The 12,470-nt window shown below is 63.0% G+C and carries 10 protein-coding genes; 9 read left to right on the top strand and 1 reads right to left on the bottom strand.

Annotated elements, in window-relative coordinates:
- The first annotated feature begins 115 nt into the window (after positions 1-115).
- From E8L22_RS03750 to E8L22_RS03715, 8 genes are all read left to right on the top strand, one after another.
- Complete coding sequence (locus E8L22_RS03750; protein ID WP_136523902.1) at positions 116-2,554, top strand: homocysteine S-methyltransferase family protein; 2,439 nt, start codon at positions 116-118, stop codon at positions 2,552-2,554.
- Positions 2,555-2,665: 111 nt separating this feature from the next.
- Positions 2,666-3,145 (top strand): hypothetical protein, encoded by a 480-nt coding sequence (locus tag E8L22_RS03745; protein ID WP_136523901.1) that lies wholly within the window; start codon positions 2,666-2,668, stop codon positions 3,143-3,145.
- A gap of 24 nt (positions 3,146-3,169) precedes the next feature.
- Positions 3,170-3,994 (top strand): transketolase, encoded by an 825-nt coding sequence (locus E8L22_RS03740; protein WP_136523900.1) that lies wholly within the window; start codon positions 3,170-3,172, stop codon positions 3,992-3,994.
- 38 nt (positions 3,995-4,032) lie between these two features.
- Positions 4,033-4,965, top strand: a complete 933-nt coding sequence (locus tag E8L22_RS03735; protein ID WP_136523899.1) for a transketolase family protein — start codon at positions 4,033-4,035, stop codon at positions 4,963-4,965.
- Positions 4,965-5,594, top strand: coding sequence for a type II secretion system protein (locus E8L22_RS03730; RefSeq protein WP_198420116.1), 630 nt, complete (start codon positions 4,965-4,967; stop codon positions 5,592-5,594). The genes E8L22_RS03735 and E8L22_RS03730 overlap by 1 nt, the downstream gene beginning before the upstream one ends.
- A gap of 53 nt (positions 5,595-5,647) precedes the next feature.
- Positions 5,648-7,129, top strand: coding sequence for a two-component system sensor histidine kinase NtrB (locus tag E8L22_RS03725; RefSeq protein WP_246044540.1), 1,482 nt, complete (start codon positions 5,648-5,650; stop codon positions 7,127-7,129).
- A gap of 70 nt (positions 7,130-7,199) precedes the next feature.
- The gene (locus E8L22_RS03720) at positions 7,200-8,570 is read left to right on the top strand and encodes a sigma-54-dependent transcriptional regulator (protein ID WP_136515490.1); all 1,371 of its coding nucleotides are present in this window, start codon (positions 7,200-7,202) and stop codon (positions 8,568-8,570) included.
- 88 nt (positions 8,571-8,658) lie between these two features.
- Positions 8,659-10,248, top strand: a complete 1,590-nt coding sequence (locus tag E8L22_RS03715) for a hypothetical protein (RefSeq protein ID WP_246044539.1) — start codon at positions 8,659-8,661, stop codon at positions 10,246-10,248.
- On the opposite strand, the gene E8L22_RS03710 is transcribed toward E8L22_RS03715, so the two are convergent.
- Positions 10,245-11,351 carry a DUF362 domain-containing protein gene (locus E8L22_RS03710; protein WP_136515492.1) on the bottom strand — a complete coding sequence of 369 codons (1,107 nt, stop codon included), beginning with the start codon at positions 11,349-11,351 and terminating at the stop codon, positions 10,245-10,247. The genes E8L22_RS03715 and E8L22_RS03710 overlap by 4 nt on opposite strands.
- 269 nt (positions 11,352-11,620) lie before the next feature.
- On the opposite strand from E8L22_RS03710, the gene E8L22_RS03705 reads away from it, so the two are divergent.
- Entirely contained in the window at positions 11,621-12,358 is a 738-nt protein-coding gene (locus E8L22_RS03705) for a response regulator (protein ID WP_136515493.1), read from the top strand.
- Positions 12,359-12,470 lie beyond the last annotated feature (112 nt).

Genomic DNA, 12,470 nt, shown 5'->3' with positions numbered 1-12,470 from the left:
TGGGGTTGCTCCTTGCTTGAATTGTTGCGCGGCATCCGCGGCACTGGGGCAGGCCGGAGGGAAAAAACTTTTTGAACGTTGAACGTAGAACGTTGAACGTTTCCTGGGGGTTAAGATGAAGATGCCGTTTATGCAGGCGGTTAAGGAGCGGGTGCTGGTTCTGGACGGCGCCATGGGGACGATGCTGCAGGAGCGCGGACTCAAACCCGGGCAGTCTCCGGAGGAAATGAACCTGACCGCACCCGAGGTGGTGGCAGGGGTGCACCGCGCCTACCTCGAGGCGGGCGCGGACATCATCGTCACCAACACCTTCGGCGGCACCAAGGCGAAGCTGGAACACTACGGCCTGGGCGACCAGGTGACCCGCATCAACGCGGAGGCGGTGCGCTTGGCCCGTGAGGTCTGCGGCGAAAACGCCTACGTCGCTGGTTCCATCGGCCCCACCGGGCGTTTTGTGGAGCCGGTCGGCGACATGAGCTTCGACGAAGCTTACGGCATGTTCCAGGAACAGGCGAAGGCGCTCATCGACGCCGGCGCCGACCTCATCTCGCTGGAGACCTTCCTCGACATCAAGGAGATCCGCGCGGCCCTCATCGCCATCCGCGACCTCTCCGCCGATATCCCGGTCATCGCCATGCTCACCTTCGAGGAGAAGGGAAGGAGCGTGCTCGGCTCTCCGCCGGAGGCGGCGGCCATCACCCTCGAGGCGGCAGGCGCCTCCCTCGTCGGCTCGAACTGCGGCCTCGGCGTGGACGGCATCTACGACATCCTCTGCGCCATGAGAAAGGTGACCTCGCTCCCGCTCATCTCCCAGGCGAATGCGGGGCTGCCGGTCCTCAAGGACGGCGTCACCGTATTCCCCGGCACCCCGGACGAGATGACCGCCTACCACGACCGCATGATCGGCCTCGGCGTTCGCGTCATCGGCGGGTGCTGCGGCACGACTCCCGCCCACATCAGGGCCATCAAGGACACCCTCGCCGAAAAACAGACCCCCTTCGTCCCGAAGGAGGATGACGGCACCACCTGGATCTCGAGCCGCGGCTCCTTCGCCCCGATGGGTGCCAAGCACCCGGCCGCGCTCATCGGCGAGCGCATCAACCCGACCGGAAAGAAGCTCTACTCCCAGGAACTCAGGGAAGGGAAGGTGAGCTACATCCGCCGCGAGGCGCTGGAGCAGACCGAACTCGGGGCGACGCTGCTCGACGTGAACGTCGGCGCCCCGGGGATCGACGAGCTGGCCGCCATGGAGCGCGCCGTCTTCTGCATCACCGGCGCGGTGCAGACCCCGCTCGTGCTCGACTCCTCCTCGCCCGAGGCGCTGGAGCGCGGCCTCAAGGCCGCGGACGGTAAGGTGCTCATCAACTCGGTGAACGGCGAGGAGAAGAGCATGGCCGCGGTGCTGCCGCTCGCGAAGAAATACGGGGCGGCGGTCGTCTGCCTCACCCTCGACGAAGCGGGCATCCCCGCCGAGGCAGACGGTCGGGTGGCCGTGGCGCAGAAGGTCGCCGAGCGTGCCTCGCAAATGGGGATCAAGAGGAGCGACATCGTCGTAGACTGTCTCACCCTCACCGTGAGCGCAGAACCGAAGGGGGGACTCGTCGCCCTCGAGGCGGTGCGCAAGGTGAGCGAGCTCAAGCTCAACACGACGCTCGGGGTCTCCAATATCTCCTTCGGGCTTCCCTGCCGTCCGCTCATCTCCTCCACCTTCTTCTCCATGGCGCTCGCCGCAGGGCTCACCTCCGCCATCGTCAACGTGAAGGAGGCGCCCATGATGGCGGCATGGCGCAGCGCGATGGTGCTTCTCGGCAAGGATACGAACGCCGCCGGCTACATCGAGGCCTACAAGGGGCAGGCGGTGACCGCCTCGACCCAGCCCGCATCGGCCGGCGCCGGCGCCCCCGTCGAAGCCGCCGTGGAGCCGGAAGGGATCCGCGGTCGTCTCGCCAAGGCGGTCATCAACGGCGAGCTGGAAGGTGTGGTCGCCCTGGTCGAGGAGGCGCTCGCCGAGGGGCTCACCCCGATGGAGATCAGCTCGGAGGCGCTCCTGGTCGGCCTGGACGAGGTGGGCAAGCGCTTCGGCAACGGCTCCTTCTTCCTTCCGCAGGTCATGGTCTCCGCGGACACCATGAAGGCCGCCTTCGCCCGGCTCAAGAGCGAACTCGCGTCCGGCGCGCTGAAGAGCATCGGCAAGATCCTCATGGCCACCGTCGAGGGTGACATCCATGACATCGGCAAGAACATCCTGGTTACCCTCCTCGAGAACAACGGCTTCGAGGTGATCGACCTCGGCAAGAACGTACCGGCGGCCAAGATCCTCGATGCGGCGCGCGAGCACCAGGTGGACGCGGTGGGGCTCTCCGCGCTCATGACCACCACCATGGCCCAGATGGACAAGGTGGTGGCCCTTTTGAAGTCTGAAGGGGTGAAGAGCTTCACCATGGTGGGGGGCGCGGTGGTGACCCAGCAGTACGCCGACGAGATCGGCGCCGACCTCTACGCCAAGGACGCCATGGAGGCGGTGGCGCGCATCAAGGAACTGCTGGCAAAATAAACGCTTTTTTGCCATATCGTAGGCCCACGGAGTCAGCAACTATCGCTTGCAACGCCGCGCACCCTGTGTTAACGTGCCAGCGAGGTACGCCATTTGGCGTAGAGGGCGCTCATGGTTTTGGGATTCAACCACAATATCAGGTACAAAGGGGTTCTCTTCCACGTCCAGACCGAGGACAGCGGCAAGGCAAACCCGCACATAATCACCCTGCTCTACCGTGAAGGAACCATCATCGCTTCCGCCAAGACCAGCTACGCCGACATCATCACGGTGGAGCAGCTCGAGGCGGTGGTCGAATCGATCATGAAAGAGCAGCACAAGGATATGATGCGCCGCCTGAAAAACGGAGAGTTCGACGCCCGCATCTTCCCCGATGGAGCCCCCGAGCCTACGGCGGCACCGCAGAAGCCGGCCGCCGCACCGCAAACACCGGAAGTACCGGCGCCGCAGGTCCAGGCCGCCGCACCGCAGACACCGGCCGCCGCGTCACAGGCACCGGAACCGCCCAAGGACACACCCCCGACAACGCCAGCCAATCGCAGCCTGGATGAGGTCATCCTCGATTACCTCATCACCGGCGAGGACAAATAAAAAGCCAGCCTGAAAGGAACCTTCGTGAAAGAAAAGATTGCAGATCTGGAGGAAAAGGCGAGACGCCTGCGCGTCGCCATCGTGAAGACGCTGCACAAGTCGCAGTCCGGGCACACCGGCGGGTCGCTCTCCGCCATCGACATGGTGTGCGCGCTGTACTTCCACAAGATGCGCCACAACCCGCAGGAGCCTGCCTGGGACGGGCGTGACCGCTTCGTGCTCAGCAAGGGACACGCCGCTCCGGCGCTTTACGTGACCTTGGCCGAGTGCGGCTACTTCCCCTCCGAGGACCTGATGATGCTGCGCCGTCTTGGCAGCCACCTCCAGGGACACCCGGACAGCAAGGGGACCCCGGGCGTCGACGTCTGCACCGGCAGCCTCGGCCAGGGGCTTTCGATGGCCAACGGCATGGCACTGGGCCTTAAGCTCGACGGCAAGGACAACCGCGTCTATGCGGTCCTTGGCGACGGCGAGCTGCAGGAAGGGCAGGTATGGGAGGCCGCCATGGCCGCCGCCCACTACAAGAGCGACAACCTCTGCGCCCTCATCGATTCCAACGGGCTGCAGATCGACGGCGACGTCTCCAAGGTCATGAACGTCTCCTCCATCTCCGACAAGTTCAAGGCCTTCGGCTGGAACGTGATCGAGATCGACGGGCACGATATGGGGCAGATCATCGCCGCGCTGGATGCCGCCGAGGCGCACAAGGGTGCACCGACCGCCATCGTCGCCAAGACGGTTAAGGGCAAGGGCGTTCACCTGTTCGAGAACAAGGCGTCCTACCACGGCGTCACCCCCAACGACGAGGAGCTTCCCGAGGCGCTCAAGTGTCTTGGTTGCTTCGACTAAATCAATTTGGCAGGGACATACAAGAAAGGAACACGACTATGATCGCAACGAGGGACGCCTACGGCGAGGTGCTGGCCGAGCTGGGGGGCGAGAACGATAAGATAGTGGTGCTCGACGCCGACCTCTCCGGCTCCACCAAGACCGGCGTATTCGCCAAGAAATTCCCCAACCGTTTCTTCAACATGGGGATCGCGGAGGCCAACATGGTGGGGACCGCGGCAGGTCTTGCCTCTGTCGGCAAGATCCCCTTCCTCTCCACCTTCGCCATCTTCGCCGCAGGCCGCGGCTGGGAGCAGATCCGCCAGGCGCTCGCCTACCCGAAGGCGAACGTGAAGGTCGTCGCCACCCACGGCGGCGTCACGGTCGGTGAGGACGGTGGCTCGCACCAGTCCGTCGAGGACGTGGCCATCATGCGCGCCATCCCGAACATGACCGTCATCGTCCCCGCCGACGGCGAGGAGACCAAGGGGGCCATCCGCGCTGCCGCGGCATACAAGGGGCCCGTCTACGTACGCCTTGGCCGCAACAAGGTGCCGAGCGTCTTCCCGGCGGGTCACAAATTCGAAATCGGCAAAGGGGTGGTCGTCGTCCCCGGCACCGACCTCACCTTCATCACCACCGGCCTCATGACCGCACAGGCGGTCATCGCTGCCGAGAAGCTGAAGGCGGAAGGGATCTCCGCACGCGTCCTGCACATCGGCACCATAAAGCCGCTCGACAAGGAGCTCGTGGAAGAGGCGGCACGTGAGACCGGCGCCGTCATCACCGCCGAGGAGCACTCCGTGATCGGTGGCCTGGGCGGCGCGGTTGCCGAATTCCTCGGCGAGAACTGCCCGACCCTCATGAAGCGCGTCGGCGTGTACGATCGTTTCGGTACCTCCGGGAAGTCGGACGAACTCCTCAAGTATTTCGGGCTGAACGCGGAAACCCTCATCGAAGAGGCCAGGGAGATCGTCTCGAGGAAGAAATGATGCTGAGGGTGCTCCGGTCCAAGGGTGGCTTCACCTACATCGGCGCCCTGGTAATGGTCATGATCGTTGGGATCATGGCCACCCGGGCCGCCGTGGTCTGGAGCACCGCGGCGAAGCGCGAGCGCGAGGAGGAACTCCTATCCCGCGGTACGCAGATCCGTGACGCGCTGCGCAAGTGGTACAAAGTGCAGGTCGTGAACGGGCAACCGGTTACCACTAACGTGCCCGCCCCCGGGGGTCAGTCCGGCCCGACTACGGATATTCCTGGCCCGGCGGACCTAAAGGCGCTGTTGAGTGACCCGAACAGCGCGGCTAAGGCGCGCTACCTGAGGCCGTATTGTCTTGTCGATCCCATGACCGGCAAGGAGTGGGACGTTATCAGAGAGAACGGCAAGATCGTCGGTGTGAAGTCGACGAGCGCGCAGGAACCTGTGAAGCAGGGTAACTTCCCTTTCGATCTGGAACCTCAGGACTTCGAAAAGAAGAACAAGTACAGCGAATGGCAGTTCTTCTATAATCACTTTCCCAAGTCGGCCGCAACCGGCGGGGCCATAACCGGCCTCGGGGGGAGCAAGAGCTCCCTTAAGTCACCTTCAACCGGAGCATCGGGCTCAAACACACCACAGTAGCGGATGGAAGCGGAGGCACCCTGATCTTCAAGAGTCTCACATCGCGCGTTATCGTGCTCTCCATCTGCCTGCTCGTCTTCGGCATCGGTACCTTCGCGTTCCTGACGCTCAGGCGCGAGCAGATGCAGCTCATCAACTCCGCCCGGGAGTCGAGCGAGCTGCTGCTCGACACCATCGAACGATCCCTCTACAACTCCATGCGCCACGGCAACACCGAGGACGTGAAGGTCATCCTCGAGATGGTGGGACAGAGCGAGAACCTCGTTGGGGTGCGCATCTTCCATCCCCACGGCGTCATCCTAAAGTCCTCGCAGGGGGGGGAGGTGGGGCGCGTCGTCGACGAGCACGACTTCAAGCTCTTCCTGGACAACAAGCGCGAGGGGGTCTTCACCCTGGAGGGGCACGGCGAGGTGCTCGGCATGGTGAAGCCGATCTACAACAACCGCCAGTGCAACCTGTGCCACGGCTCCAAAAGCCGTATCATCGGCCTCCTCAACGTCAACTACTCGCTGGTCGAGACCAGGCGCCGCATCGTCGAGCTGACCAAGCTCTTCGTCATGTCGACCGTCGCCATCATCGGCTTCCTTTCGCTTGCCATCTCCCTTGTCATGCTTAAGTTCGTCAAGAAGCCGCTGCACCAGCTTGCCAGGAACATGGCGCGGGTGGAGGCGGGCGACCTGTCGGTGCGCATGGTCCCGGAGGGGAAGGATGAGATCGGGCGCCTGATCGTCTCCTTCGACTCCATGGTGGACCGGCTGGACCGTGCGAAAAGGGAGCTGGAGACCTACCACTTCCAGCAGATGGAGCGCGCCGACCGGCTCGCCTCGGTGGGTGAGATGGCCGCCGGCATCGCCCACGAGATCAAGAACCCGCTCACCGGGATCGCGGCCGCCATCACCGTCTTGAAGGACGACTTTTCTCCCGAGGACGGGCGCGCCCTGATCATCGGCGAGGTGCTGGAGCAGATCTCGCGTCTGGACAAGACGGTGAACGACCTCCTCTTCTTCGGCAAGCCGACCGTGGCGGAGCCGACCTGCACCGACATAAACAGCGCCCTCAAGAAGATCCTCATCTTCGCCTCGCAGCACCGCGGCGGCAAGAACATCGAGAAGAAGCTGGAGCTCGCCGAGGACCTGCCGCCGGTCTACGTAGACCCGAAGCAGATCCAGCAGGTCTTCCTGAACCTCTTTTTGAACGCGGTGCAGGCGATGCAGTCTGGTGGAACCCTCACCGTCACGAGCAGGCTCGCGAGAATCGACGAGATGGACATGGTGCAGGTGAAGGTTGCCGACACCGGCCAGGGTATCCCCCCGCAGATCCTGGAGAAGATCTTCACCCCGTTCTTCACCACCAAGGCCCAGGGGACCGGCCTCGGTCTCGCCATCAGCCACCGTCTCATCGAGCAGCATGGCGGGCGCCTCTCCTGCGTGAGCCAGGACGGTGCGGGAACTACCTTCACCGTGGAACTCCCCGCCTACTGCCCGACGCAGGCCGAGCTGGAAGAGGCGATGGCTGGTTCGGGGACCATCGGTTGAAAACGGCAGTAACGGCAGCAACCGGCGCATTCCGGTGCTGAGCACGGCACATCATCCTTAAGGAGCCGCTATGCGCAGAGCGAAGATAATGGTCGTCGATGACGAGCACCTGATCCGGTGGTCCCTGGAGCAGAACCTCAAGAAGCAGGGGTACGAAGTCTGCACGGCGGGAACCGGCGAGGACGCCATAAGGCTTGCCAGGGAGGAGCAGCCCGAGCTGGTGCTGCTCGACTACCACCTCCCCGGCATCAACGGCCTGGAGGTGCTGCAGCGCCTGAAAGAGATCGACGAGGAGCTGCTCGTCATCATGGTCACCGCGCAGGGAGGGCTGGAAACGGCCGTGAACACCATGCGGCACGGGGCCTACGACTACATCAACAAGCCCTTCAACCTGGACGAGATGTCGCTCGTGGTCAGGAAGGCACTCGATACCTCCGAGCTGCGCCGCGAGGTGGTCCAGCTCAGAAGCGAGCACAAGAAGCAGGGGCCGCCGAAGATCATCGGCAACTCCAAGCACATGAAAAACGTGCTCGAGATGATGGCGAAGGTGGCCAAAAGCGACGCCTCCACCGTCCTCGTGCAGGGTGAGTCGGGGACCGGCAAGGAGTTGGTGGCGAAGTATATCCACTACGAGTCCGCCCGTGCCGAGAAGCCGTTCGTCGCGATCAACTGCGCCGCGGTCCCGGCCACTCTCCTCGAAAGCGAACTCTTCGGCCACGAGAAAGGTGCCTTTACCGACGCGAAGACCTCCAAGAAGGGGCTTTTCGAACTGGCCGACGGCGGCACCGTTTTCCTCGACGAGATTGGCGACATGGAACTCGGCATGCAGGCGAAACTGCTCCGCTTTCTCGAGGACCGCACCTTCCGCCGCATCGGCGGCACCAAGATGATCCCGGTCGACGTGAGGATCGTTTCAGCGACAAACAAGGACCTGTTGAAGGCGATCGAGGATAAGACCTTCAGAAACGACCTGTACTACCGGCTCCAGGTAATCCCGATCTTCCTTCCGGCGCTGCGCGAGCGCAAGGAGGACATCCTGATGCTCGCCAACCACTTCATCGAGACCTTCTCCCGCGAGTTCGGCAAGTCGACCAAGGGGATTTCGAGCATGGCGGAGAAGCTCCTCGTGGAATACAACTGGCCCGGCAACATCCGCGAGCTGAAGAACGTCATCGAGCGCGCCATCATCCTCGGCAACGAAGACACCCTGCTTATGGAGAACCTGCCGCTCGAGATCATCGCCAAGGCCTCGCAGGTGACCGTTCCCCTCACCACCTTCAAGCTCCCCGCGGAGGGGATCGACATCGAGGAGGTCGAACGCGAGCTGATCAAGCAGTCGCTCGAGATGACCGACTGGAACCAGTCGAAGGCGGCGAAGAAGCTTAATCTCGGCATCGACGCCTTCCGTTACCGCATGAAGAAATTCGGCTTCCTCAAATAGGAGCCTTGTTCCTGGAGGTTCCCCCGCTCCTTCGGGGCAGGGCGCAGTAGTTGGTACAGACCGGATGCCCAAGACATCCCTTCGAAAAATGATCCTTCGCCCTGGCAGATTCCATGCCGGGGCGTTCTTCGTCCTGCTGGCGGCGTATCTCGCGGCGCCGCTGCCCGCCCGCGCCTCCTATTCCGACGTGCCTCCGCCCCTTGCTTTACCCGTGCCTGTTGCCCCGGCGCCGGACTTCGTTCCTCTTCCCATCCCGGGGCTCGCCCTTGCCGCTCCCCTGGTCGTTCCGACCTTTTCATTTCGCAGCGAATTTCAAGCGGAGTACCCGACCGAGCCGTGGCTCAACGACCGGTTACGTAGGCCGTCCTTCGTTCTGCAGCGGGGCGAGTACGGCGGGAGCGGTTTTAAGGTGCTCGCGGAGATGGGGGACCTGCGCCTCAAGGAGACCGGCAACACCCTGCAGGAGGCGCGGGGCAGGGGCGGGCGTTTCTCCCTTTTGACCGGAAACGCCGGGAACCGGGCTACCTTCAAAACCTTCGCAACTTCAGGGGCACTTCACCCCGGGCCGGAAGACACCTTGGTGGGGGCGACGGGGGAGCTTTCCCTCCTGGACGACAGCGCGCTCTTTAAGACCATCTTCGTCTCCGGCCGCAGTTCGCTGGACCGTGAGGGGCGCTGGCCGACCGCGGGGGCCAAGAGGGGGGATGTGGTGGGGTTCGTGGCCCGCCTGGAGCCGGTCAGGGGGAAGCTCGCCGCGGAAGCGGAGTACGACTACTCCGTCTATGACGCGAACACCGCCGCTCCCGGCTCCGCGCTGCGCGACAGCGCATGTCGCTTGAAGATGACCGGGGACTGGGGGCGCAGCCGCTACACGGCGCTCTACGAGAAGACCGGTCCGAGGTACCGGCTCATGGGAGACGGGCCGGAGCGGGACCGGGAAGGGGGGACCTTCGGTGTTGCCACCGCCTTTGTGCTGCACGACCTCGACGTGAGGCTTTCGCGCTACAACGACAACACGGAGAAGGACCCGCTCAACCCGAGGCTCTACCGCTACGAGGGGGTCGTTGACTACAAGTTCAAGGGATTCAAGATGCTCCCGCTCGCGTTGCAGTACCGCAAGACCTTCATCGACAGCACCAATGAGCCGGTGGGGTACGCCCCCAAGGACGTTGCCGAGGATGCGATGTCCGGGCAGGTGAACCTCCTCGCCGGACGATGGGACCTGGGGCTGCGCGGGGGCGTGACGCAGAGGACCGACCGGATTAAGCAGCAGCGGGAGCTTTCCAGCGCGAGCGTCGGGTTATTCCCCAAGTTTTCCGCGGGAAACTTCACCCTTTTCCCCGATCTTTCCATGAAGCGGATCAACGACTATGCCGCAGACCAGCGCACCGACCAGTACGCGGTGAACCTCGGGGTTACCGGGAATCTTTTGGAGAAGAGGCTGGATTACGAAGTGAAGGGGGGCTTCAAGAAAGAGAGCACCGGAGTAGGGACCGGGCGGGAGGTGTTGGGGGCAAAGGTGAAGGCGCTCTACCCCCTGGCGGGCCTGTTCAAATGGACGCGCTCCCCCTCGCTGGGGATCAAGGGGGAGTTCAACGGCATCAACAACCTGACCGAGGACCGCAGGGAGAACGATTTCTCCCTGCTTATCTCGCTGGATGGCGGGAGTTTCCTCTAGATTTTGACGAGCTCGTAGCTCCTGGTACCGATACCGATCTTCTCGGCGTGCTCCAACTGCACCTCCCAGTCGATCTCGGGATGAACGCCGCGGAACTTGTCGCCTCCCGGCTCGTGCCCTGAGGCGAGCGCGGTGTCCTGGTTGCCGCGGGCGTTGTTCACCAGATCGGCGCAGGCCTGGTCCAGCGCCACCGGGTCGGTGGAGGCGCATATGCCGATATCGTTCACGATGGGGGCGTCGGCGTGGCCGTAACAGTCGCAGGCCGGGGAGACCTGGGTGATGAAGTTGAGGAACAGGGTCTTGCCGGCCTTGCCATGCAGGGCCCCCTTGGCGTACTCGGCCATCTTGCGCATGACGAGCGAGGCGCTCTCGTTCCACTGGATGTTGATCGCCTTTCTCTGGCAGGCGGTGATGCAGCGGCTGCACCCGACGCAGGCATCCGCATCGATGTGGGCTTTCCCTTCGATGATGGTGATGGCGGCATGGGCGCAGGACTTGAGGCAGACGCTGCAGCCGTTGCAGAAACGCTCCGCGACCTTAGGGGCCACCGTCGAGTGCTGCTGCATCTTCCCGGTGCGGCTCGAGCATCCCATGCCGAGGTTCTTAAGCGTCCCGCCGAAGCCGGTCAACTCGTGGCACTTGAAGTGCGACACCGCGATCAGGGCGTCCGCTTCGAGGATCTCCGCCCCTATGTTCACCGTCTTCAGGACCTCGCCATCCACCTGCACGTCCTTCGCGTTATGCCCCTTGAGGCCGTCGCACATGATGAGCGGCGCATTCACCACCGCGTATGCGAAACCGTTCTCGACGGCGCAGGCAAGGGCGGATACCGCTTCCTTGCGCTCACCGGGGTAGAGCGTGGAAGAGTCGGTGAGGAAAGGTTTCCCCTCGCACCCCTTGATCTCATCGACCACGCGGCGTAAAAAGATCGGGCGGATGAAGGTATGGTTCCCCCGCTCACCGAAGTGCACCTTTACCGCGACCAGGTCGCCGGGGGCGATCGCCACCGAAAGCCCAGCCTGCTGCATCAGTCGCCCGATTTTGGCGAAAAGGTTCTCCTTGGCTCCGGCGCGCATGTCAGCGAAAAATACCCTGCTCTTCATAAACTTCCCCTCCTTTAGCGGTTGCACCCGAACAGCGGTCAGCGATTGGTATCACATATCGCTGGTCAATTCAACTGCACAACTTTTTCTTGCTCTGTAGTAAAAATATGTTATTTATTAAAAATTCTGAGTGAACCGGAACGGCGCGGTGGGAGCGGCATCCCGCCCTCCGGACGGCGAGCCTGCTTGCGGCAACGGTGCTCTTCACACCATTAAAGGTACGCCCCGGAGAGGTTCATGACCGGGCGCAGGTACGATAAGGAGCGCAGATGATCGAATGTGATGAGCGGGAACTCTGGATCATGGGACTGGGCGAGCGCGTTGAGCGCGGAGCCATCGTCTGCAGCTATCTGGCGGAAGGAGGGCACCGGGCAAGGACGGCGAAGATCTCGGAACTGACCGGTTGCACGCCGAGGGCGATCCTCCTCGATCTTTCCCCCTGGTCTGACGATGGATGGGGGGTGCTCTTGAAGCTGAAGGAGAACCCGGCAACTCGCGAGATTCCGATTCTTCCGATGTACCTGAGCGAGATCGGCCAGGTGGGGGCGGTCTTCCCGGTGGCTGGGTTCTTCACCCTCCCGATGGACGTCCCATACATGACGAGGAAGCTTAACCAGCTTGGGCTGGCTGAGGAATCCGAGGATTACGACCTGCAGGTGATGATGGTGACCCGCAGGGGTGAAGAGGATGTACAGAAGGCGCTCACCAAGATGGGGTTTGAGGTGGTGAACGCTTACACCGCCAAGGAGGCGGTGGCCGTTGGCACCATCATGCATCCGTACATGATGTTCTGTGCGCTCATGCTCCCGGACCAGGCGGCCTTCGAGCTCTTGGAGCGTTTCCGGCTCTACCCGCAGACAAGGAACATCCCGTTCTTCGTACTCCTGAAGGGAGAGATGAAGGATGGCGAGCGTCAGGCCATGAGCCGCGGCATCGAGCACCTCGTGCGCAAGAAGTGGTTAACCCGCCAGGAATTCCTGGGTTACTTCAAGAAGAGCAAGGAATGACGAAAAAGGGGGACGGCATCAGCCGTCCCCCTTTTTCGTCTTTTGCCTCCGGCAGCGCTCCTGGCTTGTAACCTCCACCGTCCGATTCCCAGCCTATCACTTCAGACTGCCA

It is taken from the genome of Geomonas ferrireducens, assembly GCF_004917065.1.
Lineage (GTDB): Bacteria > Desulfobacterota > Desulfuromonadia > Geobacterales > Geobacteraceae > Geomonas > Geomonas ferrireducens.
The sequence above is the reverse complement of the archived record's forward strand: the minus strand, read 5'-3'. Positions and strand labels throughout refer to the sequence as shown.